Origin of the sequence: Flavobacterium sp. UBA7680 (assembly GCF_002482975.1) — a bacterium.
In the GTDB taxonomy this organism is placed as follows: Bacteria; Bacteroidota; Bacteroidia; order Flavobacteriales; family Flavobacteriaceae; genus Flavobacterium.
In genome coordinates, this window is the sequence record NZ_DLHA01000048.1 from 1 (window position 1) to 21,219 (window position 21,219).

General features: G+C 30.7%; 21 protein-coding genes. 10 read left to right on the forward strand and 11 right to left on the reverse strand.

Features of this window, described 5'->3' with window-relative positions; translation table 11 throughout:
* Positions 1-583: 583 nt before the first annotated feature.
* On the forward strand, positions 584-1,057 hold the full coding sequence (locus tag B3C18_RS19755) for a DUF1648 domain-containing protein (RefSeq protein ID WP_291150673.1): 474 nt from the start codon (positions 584-586) through the stop codon (positions 1,055-1,057).
* Positions 1,058-1,775: 718 nt separating this feature from the next.
* Here B3C18_RS19755 and B3C18_RS19760 read toward each other — a convergent pair.
* The 5 genes from B3C18_RS19760 to B3C18_RS19780 are packed head-to-tail and all read right to left on the reverse strand — an operon-like array spanning position 1,776 to position 8,609.
* Positions 1,776-2,051 carry a hypothetical protein gene (locus B3C18_RS19760; protein ID WP_291150675.1) on the reverse strand — a complete coding sequence of 92 codons (276 nt, stop codon included), beginning with the start codon at positions 2,049-2,051 and terminating at the stop codon, positions 1,776-1,778.
* Positions 2,052-2,087: 36 nt separating this feature from the next.
* A complete protein-coding gene (locus tag B3C18_RS19765) occupies positions 2,088-5,471 on the reverse strand; it encodes an efflux RND transporter permease subunit (RefSeq protein ID WP_291150677.1) in 3,384 nt (1,127 codons plus the stop codon).
* A gap of 11 nt (positions 5,472-5,482) precedes the next feature.
* Positions 5,483-6,598, reverse strand: coding sequence for an efflux RND transporter periplasmic adaptor subunit (locus tag B3C18_RS19770; RefSeq protein WP_291150679.1), 1,116 nt, complete (start codon positions 6,596-6,598; stop codon positions 5,483-5,485).
* Between the two features lie 40 nt (positions 6,599-6,638).
* On the reverse strand, positions 6,639-7,985 hold the full coding sequence (locus B3C18_RS19775; RefSeq protein WP_291150681.1) for a TolC family protein: 1,347 nt from the start codon (positions 7,983-7,985) through the stop codon (positions 6,639-6,641).
* Between the two features lie 3 nt (positions 7,986-7,988).
* Positions 7,989-8,609 (reverse strand): TetR/AcrR family transcriptional regulator, encoded by a 621-nt coding sequence (locus tag B3C18_RS19780; RefSeq protein WP_291150690.1) that lies wholly within the window; start codon positions 8,607-8,609, stop codon positions 7,989-7,991.
* Between the two features lie 302 nt (positions 8,610-8,911).
* Here B3C18_RS19780 and B3C18_RS19785 point away from each other — a divergent pair, with 302 nt between their 5' ends.
* Complete coding sequence (locus B3C18_RS19785) at positions 8,912-9,364, forward strand: MarR family winged helix-turn-helix transcriptional regulator (RefSeq protein WP_291150692.1); 453 nt, start codon at positions 8,912-8,914, stop codon at positions 9,362-9,364.
* Between the two features lie 359 nt (positions 9,365-9,723).
* On the opposite strand, the gene B3C18_RS19790 is transcribed toward B3C18_RS19785, so the two are convergent.
* The gene (locus B3C18_RS19790) at positions 9,724-10,110 is read right to left on the reverse strand and encodes an STAS/SEC14 domain-containing protein (protein WP_291150694.1); all 387 of its coding nucleotides are present in this window, start codon (positions 10,108-10,110) and stop codon (positions 9,724-9,726) included.
* A gap of 277 nt (positions 10,111-10,387) precedes the next feature.
* Here B3C18_RS19790 and B3C18_RS19795 point away from each other — a divergent pair, with 277 nt between their 5' ends.
* The 8 genes from B3C18_RS19795 (at position 10,388) to B3C18_RS19830 (ending at position 16,444) form a co-directional block, all read left to right on the forward strand.
* Positions 10,388-10,738: a nuclear transport factor 2 family protein gene (locus tag B3C18_RS19795; RefSeq protein ID WP_291150697.1), complete on the forward strand. Its 351-nt coding sequence runs from the start codon at positions 10,388-10,390 to the stop codon at positions 10,736-10,738.
* 12 nt (positions 10,739-10,750) lie between these two features.
* A complete protein-coding gene (locus tag B3C18_RS19800; protein ID WP_291150700.1) occupies positions 10,751-11,206 on the forward strand; it encodes a hypothetical protein in 456 nt (151 codons plus the stop codon).
* Positions 11,207-11,244: 38 nt separating this feature from the next.
* Positions 11,245-11,475: a hypothetical protein gene (locus B3C18_RS19805; RefSeq protein WP_291150702.1), complete on the forward strand. Its 231-nt coding sequence runs from the start codon at positions 11,245-11,247 to the stop codon at positions 11,473-11,475.
* Positions 11,476-11,591: 116 nt separating this feature from the next.
* Positions 11,592-11,975 (forward strand): DoxX family protein, encoded by a 384-nt coding sequence (locus B3C18_RS19810; protein ID WP_291150705.1) that lies wholly within the window; start codon positions 11,592-11,594, stop codon positions 11,973-11,975.
* A gap of 4 nt (positions 11,976-11,979) precedes the next feature.
* Positions 11,980-12,870 carry a dioxygenase gene (locus tag B3C18_RS19815; protein ID WP_291150709.1) on the forward strand — a complete coding sequence of 297 codons (891 nt, stop codon included), beginning with the start codon at positions 11,980-11,982 and terminating at the stop codon, positions 12,868-12,870.
* 128 nt (positions 12,871-12,998) lie between these two features.
* Positions 12,999-14,774, forward strand: a complete 1,776-nt coding sequence (locus B3C18_RS19820; protein ID WP_291150711.1) for an LTA synthase family protein — start codon at positions 12,999-13,001, stop codon at positions 14,772-14,774.
* 634 nt (positions 14,775-15,408) lie between these two features.
* Positions 15,409-15,927, forward strand: a complete 519-nt coding sequence (locus tag B3C18_RS19825; protein WP_291150714.1) for a hypothetical protein — start codon at positions 15,409-15,411, stop codon at positions 15,925-15,927.
* A gap of 76 nt (positions 15,928-16,003) precedes the next feature.
* On the forward strand, positions 16,004-16,444 hold the full coding sequence (locus B3C18_RS19830; protein WP_291150716.1) for a MarR family winged helix-turn-helix transcriptional regulator: 441 nt from the start codon (positions 16,004-16,006) through the stop codon (positions 16,442-16,444).
* Between the two features lie 372 nt (positions 16,445-16,816).
* Here B3C18_RS19830 and B3C18_RS19835 read toward each other — a convergent pair whose 3' ends face one another.
* The 5 genes from B3C18_RS19835 to B3C18_RS19855 form a co-directional block, all read right to left on the reverse strand.
* Positions 16,817-17,983 (reverse strand): hypothetical protein, encoded by a 1,167-nt coding sequence (locus B3C18_RS19835; protein WP_291150719.1) that lies wholly within the window; start codon positions 17,981-17,983, stop codon positions 16,817-16,819.
* Between the two features lie 9 nt (positions 17,984-17,992).
* Positions 17,993-18,379 carry a hypothetical protein gene (locus tag B3C18_RS19840; protein ID WP_291150721.1) on the reverse strand — a complete coding sequence of 129 codons (387 nt, stop codon included), beginning with the start codon at positions 18,377-18,379 and terminating at the stop codon, positions 17,993-17,995.
* Positions 18,380-18,390: 11 nt separating this feature from the next.
* Positions 18,391-18,669 (reverse strand): helix-turn-helix domain-containing protein, encoded by a 279-nt coding sequence (locus tag B3C18_RS19845; protein WP_291150723.1) that lies wholly within the window; start codon positions 18,667-18,669, stop codon positions 18,391-18,393.
* Positions 18,670-18,754: 85 nt separating this feature from the next.
* Positions 18,755-19,693 (reverse strand): hypothetical protein, encoded by a 939-nt coding sequence (locus B3C18_RS19850; RefSeq protein WP_291150726.1) that lies wholly within the window; start codon positions 19,691-19,693, stop codon positions 18,755-18,757.
* A gap of 123 nt (positions 19,694-19,816) precedes the next feature.
* Positions 19,817-21,028 carry a site-specific integrase gene (locus tag B3C18_RS19855; RefSeq protein WP_291150728.1) on the reverse strand — a complete coding sequence of 404 codons (1,212 nt, stop codon included), beginning with the start codon at positions 21,026-21,028 and terminating at the stop codon, positions 19,817-19,819.
* Positions 21,029-21,219 lie beyond the last annotated feature (191 nt).

Sequence of the window (21,219 nt, forward strand, 5' to 3'; positions counted from 1 at the left end):
GGAGCGGAAGTATATTTTTATTATGCTTAGCCGTGCATTAGGGATTGTTGCCAGTATCCTTTTTATGACTGGTTTTTCACCAGTTGTAAAAAGATACAGGCATAAAGCCCGACCGCCAACAGGCGGTAATGCCCAAAACTAAAAAATAATATAAACTATGATAGCATTTTTATTTTATGAAAACTTCTATGTATTTATCATACGTACGGGTATCAAGTGTTTTGGCCAATAAGTATTGTTCACGAGCGATTTTTTTACATTTTAATGATTGCTCAGGCATGTTTTGTTTTTGGGAGCAGACTAATGAACACTGCTTTACCTGTTCTAAATTTATGTATAGAATAAAAAGTTTAAATTATTTTTATTAATTTTCAATAAAATTATTGCAGAAAGAAATTGCTTAGTAATGATTTATTAGCTAAATATGGTTTTATAACAAATAATCTTCAAACGAGTACTATTGTTGAAGTAATGAGCATAGAAGATATAGATATTTGAATAAAATTTAATGGGCCTATTTATTGTTTTTTCGATTTTGGTTCAGGGATTTAGTATTAAAAAATTGCTTTCAAAATACTAGAAAATGAAAATAAAAGGTAATAAAAATGATAAAATTTGGGAATCCATTGCCCTACTATTATTAGCTATTAATGCTTTAATTATTGCCGTTACGGTGCCTATTTTACCCGATATTATTCCTATACATTTTGATAGTACGGGCAAAGTAGATAACTATGGAAGTAAATATATACTTTGGGTATTATTTGTAATTGCTGTTTTTGTTTACTCATTAATGACTGTAATATCATTTAACCCAGGGTTATATAAATCAAGAATGACGGGAAATAATATTGAAGAGCAATATAGATTAACGGCAAAAATGACAAGAACCGTTAAAACATTTGTTAATTTATTTTTTGTAATTGTTACTGTATTTGTTTTACAGAGTGTACAAGGAAAAGACACTGAATATTCTCTTTATTTATTTTTGTTATCTTTTCCTTTAATAATGATACCAACATTATATTATGTTGTTAAACTTGGGAAAGTGAGGTAATTAAAAACAAAAATATAACACCAATTTTATTAATGGTTAATTCTATACCGACTTTGATAATCACTAAGGATTGAATAGACATATGTTCTAATTGTTCTTTTTTATATTGAGAGCTATTATTTAATATATATTCTATAAGTATTACTCTATCCATAAGCCTAATGTATTAAAAAAATCTCTAATTATAATATGATTAACTATAATATTTCATTGATTAATGCAGAGGTGGATTTTTTATGGCAAATGCAGAGAGTAAACCCATATATATGTCTTTGTAGGATTGAACATTTCCTCCTTTTATACTATCCAAATAAATTGTACTATCAATTTATTGTCTTTTTTATTCAATGGAAGTATGCTTTTTTGACTATTTTATTTTTTTTCATTCTTGGAAACACTTTCCATCAATAAATGATTCATCGACATCGATAAACAATATAAGAAGCGTAAAGGTAAACGTTAGATTAAGGGATTATTAGAAACTAAAAAAAGTTCAAAAACTGTCCTTTCTCTTTTTATTTTATATGGAAGCAGAAAAAAGGTCCCCTACGGATTTGAACCGTACTCACCCATATTACTGGGTGCACTGCCTATCAGACGGAGACCATTATCAGAATTATTTTTCTAACTCATTTATTACAATAACTGAGTTAGTTCTTAAAATAATATCGATTAAGAAAAATCGTTGTTTTGTTTATTAAATTTTTTTTGAGCTTTTTTAATTTGAAATCTTATTATTTGGAAAGATATTTATTAACAGCTGTAAAAACATTTTGTGCATCTTTCCTGTTTTTACATTTTTTAAATTTGCCCAGACTTCATACCACTTAATTGAGTTGGAACTTCCAAAATATATTTTGGCTGCTCCAAAACTTTCTACCAAATACTGCTCTTCTTTAAGAGGAGGAATTGAGTTTGGATTTTTTAAAGTAATAGTTTGCTCCAACAAGTAACTTGCTTTAAGCAACAATTTATCTGCTTCTTTCTTTTTCATAAAACTGAATTTTTAATTAGTTTCATCTACGTAATCTCAATTTAAAGCAGGGGCAACCTTCTTTTTTCTAACACCTGAAATTACTCTTTTGGTTTTTTCTTTGGTTTTAAATGCAATTAAATACATTACAGGAACTAATATTAACGTGATAAAGGTTGCGAAACTTAATCCGAAAATAATTGTCCATGACAAAGGACCCCAAAACGCAACAGAATCACCCCCAAAATAAATTTTTGGGTTTAATTCTGTAAACATTGTAACAAAATCAATATTGAACCCTACTGCAAGTGGAATCATGCCCAATATTGTAGCGGTGGCTGTTAAAATTACGGGGGTCATTCTTATACGCCCACCTTCAATAACAGCATCTCGAACCGACATGCCGTTCTCAACAAGAGTATCGGTAAATTCTACGAGTAATATACCATTCCTGACGACTATACCAGCTAAAGCAACAATTCCAATTCCGGTCATTACAACTGAAATATCCATATTGAAAATAGCCAAGCCAAGAAGAACACCAATTACACTTAAAATAATTTCAGACAGAATTATTAATGTTTTACTAAATGAATTAAACTGAATAATTAATATTAATAAAATTATAAAAACGGAAATCATCAAAGCTCGTCCCATAAATGCAGCCGCTTCTTTTTGTTCCTCCTTTTCGCCTGTTAATTCAACAATTACACCTTGCGGAGTTTTAAAGTTTTTTGTAACCGATAGCAATGCAGCATTTACTTTATTAGCATTAAATCCAGAAAGTACATTAGAAGAAAGAGTAATCACTCTTTTTTGATTTTTTCTTTTTATTCCTCCGTAAGTGCTAGTGTAATCTACTTTAGCAAAAGCGGATAATGGAATTTGGCGGATAGCACCACCCATATTCATGTCACGGTAGGTAATTTTAAGGTTTTGCAATTCTTCAATATTATTTCTCTGTGACTTATTATAACGAAGCATGATTGGATAATCATCGTTTGCATCTTTAAAGCGAGAAACCTCCTTGCCATAAACTGCATTACGAAGTTCCATTCCTATTTGAGCGGTTGATATTCCTTCTCTATTTGCTCGTTCCCTGTCAATATTAATTTTTATTTCAGGCTTATTTAGTTGCAAGTCAGATTTAAGTTCTTCTACGCCCGCTACCTGAAGCGAATCAAGCGTTTTCTTTAGGGAAAGCGAGGTTGCCACCAAATCTTCAAATTTATCACCACTTATTTCAATATTAATAGGTTTGGCAGTAGGTGGCCCATTTTGTTCCTGATCAACAGACATCTCTACTCCCGGAATACCCTTAACGGCAGTTCTAATTTCATCTAAATATTTTGCAGTTGAAACCCCATCTCGCAATCCAAATTCAACAAATGCTACTCCAACCTTTGCTTTGTTTGAATACTTTCCTCTGTCATCTCTATTTTCAGAAGCACCAACAGCTACGTTTGTAATTACTGATTCAACTATTGGATTTTTTTCTCCAATTACCTTATATATTCTACCTTCAATTATTTTCGCAATGGAGTCGGTAGCCGAAGCTTTTGTACCAACAGGTAAGGTTGCATATACATAAATAAAATTTGGATCTCCTTTAGGAAAGAAAACTACTTTAGGATTTCTTAATGCTGTTAGCATTACAGAGCCAATAAGCAAGGCTATTGTCAATCCAACAACTTTATATGGACGATCAAGTGTCCAATTCAAAAATCGAGCGTATGAATTCTGAACGGCAGGCCATGTTTTTTCCTGAAACCTGGCAATCATTTTCTCAATTAGTAAACTATACAAAGTATAAATCAGTAACATTAAAATAATGAAATTTCCTTTTCCTGGAGAACCAGTTATATAAAACAATAAAGCAATCATTACCATTACAACAGCAGTAATAACTAATCCTTTACGACTTTTTTTACCATGGTGCTTTTCGTGTGGTTTCATAAAATTAACTGCAAATACTGGATTAATAATATAAGCAACGATGAGCGATGCACTCAATGTAATAATCATTGTTACGGGCATAAAGTGCATAAATTTGCCAATAGTGCCTCCCCAAAACGCAAGTGGTATAAAGGGCGCAAGTGTTGTTATGGTTCCCGATAATACAGGCAGGAACACTTCACCTGCCGCTTGCTTAGCCGCAGTAACAATATTCTTTTTTCCGTTATCGAAAATTCGGTGTGTGTTTTCTATAACAACAACTGCATCATCAACCACAATACCTAAACCAAGTAGAAAAGCAAACAACACAATCATATTCATGGTAAATCCAATTCCGGGTAAAATCATAAATGCGATAAACATGGATAGAGGTACAGATAATCCAACGAAAATTGCATTGGTAGCACCCATAAAGAACATCAGAATAATTGTTACGAGAATAAAGCCAATGATAATGGTATTAATTAAATCGTGTAATGTAGTTCGGGTTTGAGACGATTGATCTCCTGTTGTTTTAATAACCAAATCTTCAGGAAATGATGATTTTTTCATTTCTATTATAATGTCATTAATCTTATCAGAAGCATTAATCAGGTTTTCACCACCTCTTTTAATGATATTTAAAGTAATTACCTTTTTGTTATCAAGGTGGCCATAACTTTCTTGTTCCAGAAAACCATCTTTAACATCAGCAACATCTTTTAAATAAACAGGTGCACCAACCATTGAATTAACAACAATGTTTTTTATATTATCAACATCAGAAAACTCTCCCGAAACACTTATTGTTCTTGCCATTTCGTCCATATCAACACTTCCTCCGGAAATAATCAAATTTTCTGAAGCAATCGCCCTTTCTATATCTGCCATTGAAAGTTTGGCAGCATGCATTCTGTACATGTCCACATTAATTTGAATTTCCCTTTCTAAAGCACCAACCATATCCGCTCTTGTAATCTCCTTAAGAGATTCTATTCTGTCTTGTAACTCATCTGCATATTTTTTTAACTGGCTTAACTCATAATCTCCTGAAATGTTCACAAACATTATCGGCATTTCAGAAAATTCTACCTCCATCACGCTTGGTTCGGAAGGGAGGTCTTTCGGCAAATCCTTTTTTGCCTTATCTACTGCATCCTTTACCTTTTGTTTTGCTACAGCAACCTCTACATCTGTGTTAAATTCAACAATGATATTAGAGAAATCCTGTACGGAATTACTTGTAAGTTTCTTTACTCCTGATATAGATTTAATCTGTTTTTCAAGTGGTTTACAAACTAGATTTTCCATGTCTTTTGGCGAACTACCAGGGTAAATAGTGCTAACATAAATTGTAGGGATAACGATATCAGGGAATTTTTCCTTAGGAATACTGTTGTATGAAAACATTCCCGCTAACGTAATAAAAATGGTTAGCACGTAGATGGCCGATTTATTATCAATAGACCAACTTGTTAATTTGAACTCTTTAAATTTCTTTTCCACAATTAAAATATTTAGTATTTAATTAGAACACCTTCAGTTAAATCCAAATAACCTGACGTTATTAGTTTGTCGTTTAGGTTTAATCCCGTAATTATTTCTGCTTTGCCGTTATAAACCTGCCCAAGAGTAATATCCTTTCTTATGGCAATTTCTTTTCCGTTTTTGACACCAACAATATAAACATATTCAGAAGTACCTGAATGTTGGACAAGATTGAGTGGAACTACAATCGCCGAATCCTTATGGTAATCAACAACCTTTAGAACAGCAATCATGTTTGGTCTATAATCTTGATTTTGTGAATCTAAATCTGCCTCCGCGCTAAAAGTTCTGGTTGTATTATTTATAACTTTAGAAGTATAAAATATTTTTGATGGAATTTCTTTATTTAAATCAGGTAAGAAAATTATAACATCGTTTCCTTTTTTTACTTTTGAAGCATAGGATTCGGAAATTTCAGCTTTCGCTTTTAATTTATTAAGGTTGACCACCCTTATTGCCGGCACACCAGGCATTACTGATTGACCTATTTTTATATCAATCCCATCAACTACCCCATTAATTGGTGATTTTATTTTTGAAAGCTCCATTTGTTCTTTTAAAGTTGAAATTTTCTTCTCTAAACTTTCCTTATTGTTTTTAGCAGATAAAAATTGTATTTCCGTGCCAATTTTCTGATCCCACAAATTTTTCTGTTTTTCATAAACGTCAGATGCAAAAGCAAGCGCGTTTTTTAGTTCCTCCAGACTTTGCTTAAAAACAGAATTATCAAGTTCAGCGAGCACCTGTCCTTCAGAAACTTCATCCCCTTCATTCACTAATATATGGTCAACAGCACCAGCCATTTTAGCACTAACAGTTACATTTTCGTCACCATCTACACGGCCTTGAACATCTATAAAATGTTTGAAGGTTTCAAAAGTGATGGGTTTTATGGAGATGTCTTTTGTTTTTAGATTACTAATTGTTGTATCCCCACTTAAAGCAATCTCATCTTCAAGTTTTTTTATTTGTTCTAATAAATCAGAACTTTGTTGCTTGAGTTTTTCTAATTTTGCCTTTTTATCTCCCGATCCGCAAGAAGCTATTAATCCTGTTATGAAGATTATAATTACTAATTTTTTCATATGGTAGTTAAGTTGTTTTATTTTTAGGTTTATTCTTTTTTTATTTTATTACACCTGTGGCCTTTTCGTAGTCAACCTTTGCTGTAAAATATTCGTACAAAGCATTATAATAATTGGTTTGAGCTTCTTTTAATGCCGTTTCTGCATTCATAACTTCAATGCTGGAACCACTGCCTTGCTCGTATTTTTTCTTTGCAACATCATAAACCTCTTTCGCAAGTTCGATATTGGTTTTCTGAATATTTAATGTGTTCAAAGCATTTAATAAACTTGATTTAGAAGTTTCAATTTCCAAATCAATAGCATTCTTTAAATTGTCTATACTGTTAACCGTCTTCATCAAGTTAACTTTAGATTGTTGCAATCTATAATGATTTTGAAAACCATCGAACAACGGAAGATTTATAGTTCCACCAATTATACCAATTGGATACCATTTTTTGCTGGCGTCAAAAAAGTCAAACTCGTTTCGTTGTGCTTGTGCACTGTAATTACCATATAGAAATATAGAAGGTAAATATCTTAATTTACCCCTCTTCACATCAAGTTCGCTTAATTTTTGTTGAGATTCCAACAAAGAATATTCAATCCGATTTTTATAGTTTAATTCACTAGAAGAAGAAATATCAACTACGGGAATATTATCAAGATGTAAGGAGTCTGTAAGGAATATTTGCGATTTAATTTCCATTCCCATTTGAAATTTCAAAACACTTTCGGTCAGCCCAACTAAACGTTCTATTTTTTCCTTTTCCGAAAGCAAATTATTATAGGCAACAGTTACACGAGTAACATCAATTTTCTCAACAAAACCATTTGTGTTTAATGATTTGGAGTCATCAACTAATTTTTTTAAACGATCCACATTAGCCTGAAGCAATTTCAACCTTTCCTTGCTCACTAAAGCGGTATAATAGGCTTTAGTAATTGTAGCTTTTGTTTCAATTTGTGAACGCTGATGATTTTTTTCAGACAATTCTAAAAATGACTTTGCGGATTGCAAGGCAACAATGTAGTCACTATTAAAAACAATCTGACTAGCCTGAATCGTACCTGTAGCGTTGTATTTTACACCAAATTGCACAGGAATATAGGTTCCGGCTGGTGCGCCGAAAAATTGACCAGGAAGTAATTGCGTTGGTAGCTTCTCATAATCTTTCAAATCAAAAGAAGAAGATATTTGCGGAAGCCCCATACCTCTTATTTCCTTTTTCTTATACCTTGATGCATCAATATCCAATTCAGCATTTTTTATACTAGAGTTATTTACTAATGCAAATTCGATTGCTTCTTTCAATGAAAGGTTTTTTGCAGGCTCGTTCTTATTTTGAGCAACTGTTTGAAAAGAGATAACAGTGCCAATTATTATTATTGAAATATTTTTCATAAATTATTCTTCTTCATTTATTTGTCTGTATTTATTTATTAGTTTATGACCTTTCAAAGTAGTAATACCATGTAAAAAATGATCCAATAATTCAATTTGAATATCCGAAATTTTGTATTTTTCCTTGTGAAATATCAAAGGATTTAAGGCCATTTGAGTTTCTTCGATGCGTAACCTTGCTAATATTTCTATATTTATTTTATGCCTGTATAAGTCTTCTTGGATACCTTTTTCCAAATTTTTCACAATAATTTGAAACAAAAAGGTTTCCTTAAATTCTTTAAACTGTTTCCAAACATCAGGATGGTATTTTTGCAGATCATAAAACACATATGGATTTATTTCTGAAAACATTACAGCTAAATGTTCCATTAAAAGAATAATTTCCTGTATTGAATTGTTTGATTTTTTAAATATTTGCTCAAATTCTTTTTTATGTTCATTAAGATTTTTCTCGAGAAGACATTCGATAAGCTCTTCTTTATTCTTAAAAAACAAGTATAGAGTTTTTTTAGACACACCTATATGCCGACAAATGTCGTCGACAGTTACTCTCTTTATTCCGTGCATAAAGAAAAGTTCTTTTGCGGCTTCGAGAAGTCTATTTTGATTTTCTTCTATCATTAAGGTCGCCAAAACTAAGAAAACTATTTTATATTACAAGGTTTCCTGTGTTATTATTTATTATATTATCTTATTAAATATGTGTATATCAAGTAATTAAAATTTAATTTCAAATAGATGTTTAAACGATAATTGTTTAATTGTTTAACATATTTATCGAATTTCCTCTTTTAAATTATTCCAGGAAATTATAATTAAAGAGTTAAATTCTACAACTTATCGAACTTGGAATAGAAAATATAAATTTAATTGTTCGACAATTTTGAAATTTTAGTAGTTTTGTATAAAGAACATAATTAAATATGGCTAAAGAGGGGTTAGAGTTTTATAGTTTCATTAATGATAGGCAAAAAGCTTTAGTAAATATCTATTTTACAAACAATTGGTTGCATAGTGAGTACCACGTTGTCTTAAAAGCATACAACGTCACTGCTCAGCAATTTAACATACTTAAAATTTTAAACGAAGTTTATCCTAAATCTATGATGGTTTCTGCCATTAAGCTGCAAATGCTTGATAAAAGTTCGGATATAACACGACTGGTTGAAAGGCTTCTGGAGAAAAATTTAGTAGTTCGTAGGCAAGATCAAAAGAATAGGCGAAAAATTAACGTAAAGTTGAATATTATTGGGCATAATCTTGTTAGTGAAATGGATAAGGATATTGGAAATTTTGAAGGATTTGTAGAACACTTATCAGATAAGGAGATTAAACAACTTAATTTACTATTGAATAAAATAAGAAGTCATCAATAAAAACATGTTAGCCATTTTCAGGAAGAGACAATAACTGTTCTCCACAGATAGTGACGGAGTTAATTTGTGGTAGATATGACTTAAACTAACAATAAAGAAATTCGCAAATTTAATTTTTTTACTTTTCTTGAAGACAGAAGATGTGAAATTTCAACTGATTATTTGAGTCAAAAAACGACATGGATCTATCCGAAACAATATCGGTTCTTCTACCGAATTATTTGAAAAGATTGATGCAGATATTGATGAGTATATTTTTATACATAAGCTGGACTTCCACTCGAATTACCTAACGAAGTTTATAAACTTTACTTTGAGAGATGTTTGAGTTTTCTCAAGAATCTTATCAATTGAAAAAATTAAAACATCGACAGCCATTCTTTTGCCTCTTCAAAGGTTTTAAAATAATTTACTTGTACAGGCCGCATATTCAATTTAAACAAAATACTCTCAACCGCCACCTTATTAAAGTAATAATCAGGTTGAACTACCGCTACCGCTTTTAATCCTTCTTCAACAGCTTTTGGAAGATAACTTCTATCCATCCAATCCTGATCTTCTTTACCTATCAATATCATTTCTTTTAAATCAACTAACATTTTTGAGACTTTTTTTTGGACTAATAGGCTCAAATATTTTTCTGTGCCCTCTCGAAATTCCCAGCTATTAGAATAACCTTTCCAAACACAAACAACTGCTTTTATTTTGTTGTCATATGTTATAGAATATCCTGGTGAATCTGCCATAATGTTAAAATTTTATAAGAAGTGCGAAGGTAAACATTTCAGAAGAAATTATCAGGAACATTATTAAAAAGTTTAAATCTGTCCCTTTCCACCTGCTTATATATTGAAGCGGAGCTTGAATTACTGATCACTTTATTTTCATTTTTTAAGCAACAAATAGCATACCTAATTGTTTATCAATACAATACAACCAAATTATAATATTCGTTTAAACAATATATGTTTAAACATATAAATTACTACCTTTACTTGAAATATTAACTAAAAATTGAATCCTATGAACTTAAAAGAAAAAATTGAGGAATTGAATCAAATGATTCTTACTGGAAAACAAATGGATGCTTTTGAAAAGTATTACCATGAAGATGTAATAATGCAGGAAAATTCTAATCCACCTACAGTTGGAAAATCTGCAAATCGAGAAAGAGAGTTACAAGCTATGCAAATGATTGAAGCCTTTCATGGAGCGGAAGTGAAATCAGTTGCTGTTGGTGATAATGTAACAACATCTGAATGGGAAATGGATGTTACTTATAAAGGTGCTCCTCGTATGAAAATGTGCCAGGTTGCAGTGCAGAAATGGAAAGATGGACAAATTATTAACGAACGTTTTTATTATTCAAACTAATAAAATATAAAAATGAAAGCAAAAGCAATTTCAATAAATTCCGAAACTCTTTTTATGTCGGTGTTTCAGGAAAACAAGAACAGCAGTGATTCGGATAATCACTACATTCCGGGTGCATGTAACATTGGCCACGAAGAAATAAACAGGAGAAAAAAAGCAACCATCTTTTCTATTGTATTGACTATTACAGTAATTGTTTTACTATTTATGCTTGATGCAAACAAAATATGGCGATTAATTCTTTTTATCCCTGCGACTTCGCTTGGTGTAAGTTTTCAGCAATGGTACTTTAAGTTTTGCGTTGCTTTCGGAATAAAAGGCGTATTTAATTTTGGAGATATCGGCAAAACATTTTCCATTGATCAAAAAGAAAATTACAGAAAAGATCGTATTAAGGCTTGGCAAATGATTATGACGGGTATGTTATTTGGTTTGATATTAGCCTTGATTTTTTATTTTATGCCTTGAATGGGTAAGGTACCAATTATTTAAGAACTTTAAAAAACATGGGGCTAAAAAAATACATAGATGAAAAGAGGAAAGAGTTTGCTATGAATATTGAAGAATTTACTATCGGACAAACTATTATTGATTCAGACAACACCCGTTGCGAAATATCCAATAAGACAATTAATAGTATTGAAGTTTCAATTATACGAAAAAGTGAAAAAGGAAGCAACTGTAAGCAATGGTTTGATATGAAACAATTTAATAAGAGATTTAAAACTTTGAATTAGAAAAATTTTAATGCGTTTTTGGGTAAATTATTAATGGTGTACCCAAGACAAAACAGGAACCATCTCAGAATCGAATTTTTGAAAATAATAAATCCAAAACTTAAATAATAATAACTATGGAACCAATAAAATTATCTACAGCGAGAAAAGTAACAACATGGATATTCGTGGGGCTTATGTCAGCCTTATTTATTATGAGCGCTTCAATGAAATTGATGGCTGGTGCAAACGCGGAAATAGCACAAAACTTTATTAAATGGGGATTGGATGGTAAACTTATGTTAATAGGAATGGGCGAACTCATCGCTGCCATTTTGTTTCTAATTCCAAGAACATCATCACTCGGAGTTTTATTATTAAGCGCACACTTAGGTGGTGCAATTGTAACGCACATGAGTAATGCAGAAATGTTTATTCCACAAATAGTAATGCTCTTGTTAGTTTGGGTTGCTAATTATTTGCGTAATCCGGAAATGCTCGCTTCGTTTACAAAAAAATAATTTCATGGAACGCAAAGATTTTTTAAAACTTTTAGCGTTAGCCCCATTAGTCACGTATAATATGAAGTTACAGGCATTTGCAAAAATTACTTCCTCTTTTTCTTTAACTGAGAAAATGCCTGTACTTTTTACATCACATGGAAATCCAATGGACATTCCTTTAGGGCTAAACTCAAATCCCTTTTTAACAAGTTTGGCACAAATAGGAGAAAAAATTAGAAAAGAAAATGAAATAAAAGCCATTTTGGTAGTATCAGCACATTGGTGCACGAAAGGGACTCTTGTAAATGTAAGTACTGCACCTGAAACTATTTATGATTATTACGGTTTTCCACCCGAATATTATACTCAGAAATACCTTGCTCCCGGTTCACCAGAAATGGCAAAGGAAGTAACCAAGCTTATACCAAAAGTTAAAGAAACTACAGAGTGGGGTTTAGATCATGGTGCATGGCCTATGCTTAAACACATGTTTCCAAAGGCTGATGTTCCGGTTTTTGAGATGAGTATTGATTATTATCAATCCGCACAATATCATTTTGATTTAGCAAAACAACTCAAACCATTGCGAGATAAGGGCGTTTTAATTATTGGCAGCGGTGCGGTTGTGCATAATATAAAGGAAGCAGGTAAACGATTTTTTAATGGAAATATGAAGCCTTATGGTTGGGATATAGAGTTTGATCAATGGATAAAACAACAATTGGATAAAAGAGATTTACAAAGCATAGTCAATTACGAAAAAAATAAATTAGGCATGATGGCAGCTCCTACCCCCGACCATTATGTGCCTTTAATATATAGTCTCGCTCTAATGAATGAGAATGAACATATTGAACATACTTTTGAAGAAATGCTTCCAGCATTTAGCAACAGGGGTTTTCGTATAGGTTAAACGGTTATGAAGTGGTATCATATAAGCAAATAATATTAATATTAGTGAAACAAATAGCTGGTCTTTATATATTGTATTCAATATGTAGAATCCTTTTTTATCTTTTCAATCGTACGTCATTCCAACAGATGGAATTAGGCGAGTTTTTCAAGATTTTATTTTATGGTTTAAGATTTGACTCATTTAGCATTGCAGCCTCTAATTCTCTCTATATTTTATTATTTCTACTTCCATTTCCTTTTTACTATTCAAAACAATATCAAAATCTACTAAAAACAATATTTGTATTAATAAATGCGTTTTTTGTAATGTTAAATTTTATAGATTTTGCTTATTTCCCTTTTAATCAAAGAAGATCTACAATTCAATTATTCAAATTTATTTTCGGAAATCAGATAAATATCCTAGAGTTAATACCACACTTTATTGAAGAGTATTGGTATATAATAATTCTTTATTTATTTATTATATGGTTACTTTATAAATACTATGAATTGACACTTAATAAATTAAAACCAAAAATATATTCTTACTCCTTTAATAATATTGGCATTTACGTTTCAATTTTTATTTTATTTAATTCATTAACTATTTTGGGAATAAGAGGAGGTTGGCAAAAAATCCCAATAGTATTGTTAGACGCAGCTCAATACACAAAACAGCAATATATCCCAATTGTACTTAACACTCCATTTTCTTTACTAAAATCAACAGAGTTAAGCGAGATGAAGCCTTTAAATCTTATCCCGAATGAAAAAGCGGACACATATTTTAGCCCTATTCATAAAGCTGAAATATCAACGTTTAAAAATATAAATGTATGTGTAATTATATTGGAAAGCTTTTCAAAAGAATTTACAAATATTGGCAATAGAAAAAGTTATACTCCATTTTTAGATAGTTTAATGAGAAAATCCTTAGTATTCACAAATGCCTATGCAAATGGAAAAACATCTATGGACGGTATTCCGTCTATTTTAGCATCATTACCCCCATTAATGCAGAATCCATATATAAACTCAGCATATAGTAATAATAAAATTGAAACATTAGCTAATTTATTAAAAACGAAGGGATATCATACAACTTTTTTTCATGGCGGAACCAATGGAACTATGAACTTTAATTCATTTGCCGAAATAGCTGGTTTTGAGAATTATTATGGCCGAACAGAGTATAATAATGAAAATGACTATGATGGTCAATGGGGTATTTGGGATGATGCTTTCTTAAGAAAAGTACCTGGCGTTATTAGCACAAATAAAGAACCTTTTTTTGCTTCAATATTTACTTTGAGTTCTCATAATCCTTATTTAGTTCCTGATAATTTTAAAGGCAGGTTTCCTAAAGGCAATCAAGATATTTTAGAATCGTTAGGTTACACGGATTATTCATTAAGTGTATTTTTTAATGAATGTAAAAAACAACCTTGGTACAACAACACTTTATTTGTGATAACATCCGACCATTCAGCCGAATCGTATGATGAATTTTATTCTAATGTAATCGGACAATACTCAATCCCTATTATCATTTTTAAAAATGATGAACTAAACGGTAAATCAAATAAAACAGTTCAGCAAATCGATATTCTACCGACGATACTCGACTATCTAAATTATGACAAATCATACTACGCTTTTGGGCAAAGTATGTTTTCCTTAGAAAAGAAGCCTGCAATATGGTTCATTTCCCCTAATTATTATGTTCAACAGGATAGCTTATTGTATATCTATAATAGTCAATATTTCTTGGAAGCATATAATGTTGTACAAGATAGTTTGCTGACTAAAAATATTTTTGGCAAAAATAAAAAAAGGGATAATGAAATTTTAAATTTTACACAATCATTTATTCAACGGTATATAAATGATATGATTAATAATAAAACACATTGTAAATAAAAAAATGATTAAGCAAAAAATAAAGTATAAAATTTTAATGTTTACAATACTAACCCTTTCCCATCTGACTTTTTCCTGTGAAAAACAGTATGTGTGTGTTTGTTCAGATATTAAAAGTGGTAATGGTACACATGTGGATAGTGTAAAAACTACTAATCTAGGAAAAAAGGGATATGCTCACACTTGTGAATCCTATAATTCTGATACTTTAGTAAGTTGTCATTTAAAATAAATACTGTTAATTATGGCAAATTTTTAAAAAACATAAAATAATTTTTCTTTTACTATTAATTTTTATTATTAATACATCTTTAATTAATTCTAAAGATACCCCCCCCGAATAATAATCGTATATTAATTAATCATCAAGATTCATTTCCACCCATCTACAAATGAAAAAATGATTTTTTACATACAGCGATTCATAAGACAAATACAATTATTTAGGAGGTGAATTTAAACAAGAATAGTACTATAAATGAAACGACCTAAAGAAACTAAACAAACTTTTAGATAAGATCAGAATTTAGTTCTAAACCGTTTTTTTTCTTGTAATAAAAATTTATTTGTTTAAACATATATTGTTTAACGATTATTTACTATCTTAGCTTATATTAATTTAAATTTAGATTCAATGTCAAAAGAAATTGCTAAGGAAATTGTTGAAGAAAATAACATTCAAAGAATAAATTCCCTCGTAACAAATTTGCATCATCCAGAAACCGAATTTGATTTTATAAGTTTGATTTATGAAATCAGTTTAATCAAACCAGATCTACTGGAATGTCATCTTGATGACATAGCGATATGCCTAAATTCAAATAATAGTGCCGTTCATAAATTCACTTTGCTAACTTTTTCAAATTTAGCCAATAAAAAATGGAAAGATGTTTGGGATTATCGCGAGAGAGTATGTGATATAATAACGGAGGGGGATTTTCTTGTTTTAGAATCAGGGCTTTCACTTTTTTTAGAAATGGCAAAATTTGGAAACTCGGAAATAAGAAGTGCAGCACTTCCATGTATTTCAGTCATACTTGAAATTCTTCCCGTTGAAAACCTTCAAAAATTTACTAAAGTTATTGCTGAATCGGATATTTTATTTAAGGCAAAAAATCTGACAATAATTGAAAAAAGAACCAAATTGCTTTAGTCAGTTAGTCCCAAAATTGGTTGAATTTGAATAAAATAAACATTAGTTTTAACACGGATAAGTATCCAAACAATTTATGCCTTGTAACGAATTACCGAAAACACTTGCGTTTACAATAATTCAAACCGGTAAACTGCTTTTGAAAAAGGTAAATAGCTCGTTTGCGAATTTAACGTCGGAAATTACATTTGAGCAAATAGGCGTCCTTTATTACATTTCATGTAATAAAGGAAAGCAAATTAGCCAGCAAGATCTTGCCAAGTGGATGGAGAAGACAACTTCTACTATGGTTAAAACTATAGATATTTTAGAGAAAAAAGGGTTTGCAAAACGGGTTACAGTTGCTGATAACAGAAGGAAGAATTCAATTGAGCTGACAAAGAATGGCAACCTTATTGTTAATAAAATGCACCTTATCCTTATAAAACAGGATGAAATTCTTGAAAATGGAATTACCAAAAAAGATTTCCTGGGGTGTATCTCTGTACTCTTAAAAATTCAGGATAACTGCAAATGAGTCAAGGCTATTCTTTTTAATGAATTTTGATAGAAATAACGCTATTTGAAATAGATGGTTTTTTATAGGTTTTTTAATGATTTTCAATATCTCTTGAGTAAATTTGATAAACTAACTAATCGTTATGAACTATTCAGAGCTTGAACATTTAAAAGATATATACAAAGAATATTTATGTGGCTAAAAGAAGCTTACGAACTTTAAAAATAAAAATTATAGAAATTGAAGCTATATTAATGTTAGTTGCAACTTTAGGACAAAAAAACAACTCATGAAATATAAATGCAGTCCAATTTTAATATAAATGTAATGAATGCAAAGTGCAAACCCTTATATATGGGTTTGCACTTTGCATTCGTGTTTATTTTTGATTTAAACATTTGATTTTAAGGGATTTAAGTAATAAATGATTTCTTTATTTATTGCACGAGTGCAAAGTGTGTGGTTTACCTCATTTTGCACGATGACCATAGCGGTATCTGTAATTTGTTTTAAGCGGCTTATGACAGTTCGCTTACTACAATCTAATTCATCAGTTAAAAGTTCTATTAAATCCTTTCTTGAGGTTTCTGATACTAAAATTTGGGCTAGTAAGTCTAAAGTTTCAGAAAGCGCAGCTTTATGATTTTTCTTATCTAAAATAGTTTGTGTTGTGGTTGAATCAGACATAACTAAACCTTTTTCGGCATCGGAATATTGAACATAAAAAGGCTCGTGTTTTTTTGAACTACGACATTTTAAATAAGCCACTTTTAATAAATCGGTATTGTGGTTTTGTGCATCTTTTTCAAAACCAATTTGAATAACGGTACTGGCTTTGTTTAATATCTCAGTTCCTAAATGGCCTCGGGCTTTATCTGCACTACCCGGGTTCTCATGTATTAAACATAAAAATGTTACATCGTAACGGTTGATTGTTTGATTCATCATGTCAATTAATTTCATACTGTCCTTAGTATCATTGAAATTAAAGACACAATCTGTTATGACATCTAAAATAATAAATATGTGAATGGGGAATTTTTTACGAGCATGCTCCAGGTACAAATTCAACATATCAAACCGTTCTTCTCTGCCAAATTCTAATAATGAAATATAATCGAAGCCGTAAGGATCTTCGTTTATTTCATATCCTGCCTTTAGTTGAATTTGTTGCAGGGAATAAGGTAATTGCTCTGATAAATTTCGTTCTGTATCTACATAGCAAATGGCATAACGAGTAAGCAAATTGGTTTTAAACCCTAACAAATCATTATTACAATCTGTTTTTTTAAGCAATGAGGCGCAAATGGTTTCGGCAAGGCGTGATTTGTGTACGCCTGCTTTACCTTGTATGACATTGATTGTTTTTGGAAAGAAAACAGGGTTCTCTTTTTGCCAAACAATGGGTTGAGAAAATGAAATTGGTTTGCATTTATTCTCAGCTATTTTGCGCTGTGATGCTAATAGTTGTTCTAGCTTTTCGCTAGAACTAACCAAGTTTACCAAAGGTAAACGAGGTTGTTCATTGTGCGATTTTGGTGCTGGAATATCAAACATAATTTACTTTTATTGGTAATAAGACAATGCCATGAAATAGACTTTAATTTGTCCGTCCTCAAAACGAACTGTTGCGACCCAATCTTTGGGTGATTTGTTTTGTATGTTCGTTTCTTGTCTAATACAACTTTCAATGCTCATAATCATCATTTTGTAATTCTGCTCTTCTAATCTTACAAACAGTTCAGAGAAATATGCATGACGTAATTTGTCTAACTGAAGCTTTTCGAAAAGTTTGTTTAATTGATTTTTGTCTGTGTTACTGTCATTAAATAATTTCATGTAATAGTTCACATTGCTTTCTAATGATTTTTCATCTCTGCCAATAATTGAGGCAACTTGTTGCATCAATTCTGGCCAAGTAAGGTCGTGTAGTGTTTCTTGATACTTTTCCATATTACACCTCCTTACTTTTTAAATGCTTTAACATAATGCTTATTCAATAAATCTTCTACATCATTTAATTTGTAGTAGATTTTGTTCCCAACTTGAGAGAATGAGATTTTACCTTCATCACGCCAAGTTTGTGCGGTGCGTTTAGAAATTTTCATTAACAATAAAAATTCCTGATTATCGACAAAAACCTCTTGAGGTTTTTTGCTTTGATTGTCGATTTTTGTTTTGATTTCTTCGATTGAGCCAGTCAATGTATTGAACTGCTCTTTAGATAAGATAACTGCTTCCATTTTCTTTTTGGTTTTTAAGATTATGGAGCAAATTTGAGCAGACAAGAAAAGTCTATTGGTCTCTGTAGGACCACTTTAGGACTTTTTATTTTGGTATGTTTTTGATTTTCAGATTGATTCTTTTTTCTGAGGAGGGTCGTTTTTCGGGACGAGAAGTATTGAGAATTGTTTTAACTGTATTTAAACTTAATGGATTTCCATTTTTATCTATAAAATTATCTGTAATGAATTGTGCTAATTCATTAAAACCTGCATTTAGTAAAGGTTTACCGTCAACTGATATTTCTTTTGTGAGCTGAAAAAATACATCAACAAAAATATTTGTTTGGCAATTAAATTGAAAAAGTCCTACGGAAGTCCTACAGGAATCTGTAGGACTTTTTGTGTTTTTTGTAGGACTTTTAGGACTATTAACTTCTTGATTATTAGAAGTGTTTTGTTTTTTATTTAATTTTTGTTGCGATTTGATTAGGTCTAATTCCAAATTTATTTTTTCATCAAACGGAGTTTCATTTACATCAATAATTTTAGGCTTGTTTTGTAAATATTCTGTTTTTGCCTCCATTAAATAGGAAACCTTTTCTTCGTAATTGTACTGTTTGATGTCGGATTTTAATTTAACGAAGTTAAATTTAGAATCCGGTGCTTGTTTCTTCTGCTCAATTACATCACGCATTACTTCAATAATCATTAAAGATTTTTCGAACTTAATAACCTGGTCTTTTGTGGTAAATAACTCTCTATTTAGATCAATCAATTTTTCTAATTTATTAAGCCATACAATAGGCTCTTGCATCTTATCGCATTGGTATTGAATGAATGGTTTTATTTTGGATTTTTGTATTGTAAATAGTTTGTGCAACAAACATTTACAATACTGTTCTAAATTGAATTTACTTTTATTTAAGAAGTTGGAAGGCTGTCCTTCTTCAAAAATGAAAATATCAAATTCTCCCGCATCATAGTGTGCGACATCAACGATTGGGTGTTCTACAAAAGGCGAACAAATAACAAAGGTGTACATAACAAAAACAAAAAACTGTTTTACTAAATTAAAGCAAAACAGTTAAATAAAATGTTAATGTTTATAAATATAGCATTAAATTGCTATATTTTGTAGCAATTTAATTATAAAAATTTTCGTATTTTAATCGTTGAAAATATCCATAGCTTTGTCTAGTTCCTCTGAAACAATTTTAGCGTAAATTTGAGTTTCCTTGATTTGAGCATGCCCCATTAATTTAGAAACCTTATCAATACTAATTCCTTTACGCAAAGCCCTAGTTGCCCATGTATGGCGACTAATATGAAAGCTTAATGGCTTACCTATTTTAGCTTTTTCAGCAATCGTTTTTAAATTTTTATTAATGTATGCCGTTGCTCCCGAAATTTCAGTATCTAACAAAACTAAATCATCTTCCTTTAAACCATTAGGAAGCATTGGAAAAATGTAATTATCTTTTTCTACTTTTTTAGGTTTGTATTTTTCGATAATTTTAAACGCTTTGTCTGGAATCTTGATTGATAGTTGACTACCAGTTTTTTTGATAGTTAAATTGATATGGGTTTTATCAATATATTTCCATTTTAATTTTAGAACATCGGAAACTCTCAACCCTCCTGTGTAAGCTGCAAAAACAAACATATCACGATGCAAATCTAATTTCACACCGCTAATACAATCTACATTTTCAATTTCCGTTAATTCATCTTCAGTAAGGTACTGACGTTGAGTTTTTTCAGTTTTAACTTTAAATTTTTTAAAGGGGTAAAATTGAGCGTCTAAAACATCATTATTTATGGCTTCATTAAATAATTGTCTTATAAATTTGAAATTCGTGTGGATTGTATTTGTACTATTATTATGCTCCTTACCACGCAAATGTTTTTCATATTCTACCATAAATTCAGGTGTCATTTCTTGAAAACAAATTGGAGCTTCTTTAACGTATTTTTTCAATTTATTGATAATAGCTTTACAACGGTCGTGAGTTCCAACTTGCCCCTGTCTTTTATATCGTTCAAAAACACTTTCGGCAAATGGGAAAAACAGTAACGGCTTTTTACCAAATATTTTACTCTTTAGCTGTTTTGTTGTTGTTGATTTAGAAAAGGTTTCATGCTCAAAAACTTGGTCCTGTAATTCTGTAAATTTATTTGCAAGGTAGGAGTTGAACCTAGCGCTATTGGAATGCGATTTTTTAACTTTCTTATTTTTCTCATCCCATTCACTTGGAAATAACAAAATACTAGAGGAAATATAATTTATTTTTCTATCTTTGATTATACGAAAATGAATAGGTGCTTGCCCATTTTTATTTAGCTTGTCTTTTCTGAAAATGATTGATACCGTTGCCATAGAAAGGATTAATGTAATACGGTGCAAGGTAACGAAAATAATCGAATTGGGTAAACATTTGGGTAAACATTTACTTCTTTTTTGTGAACATTTTTAAATGCAAATAAAAGCAGATAGCACCAAAACACCTACCAATAAAGCAAATTAAATTTTAATAATTTTTTTGAATGACAAAAATTAATCCAATCGGG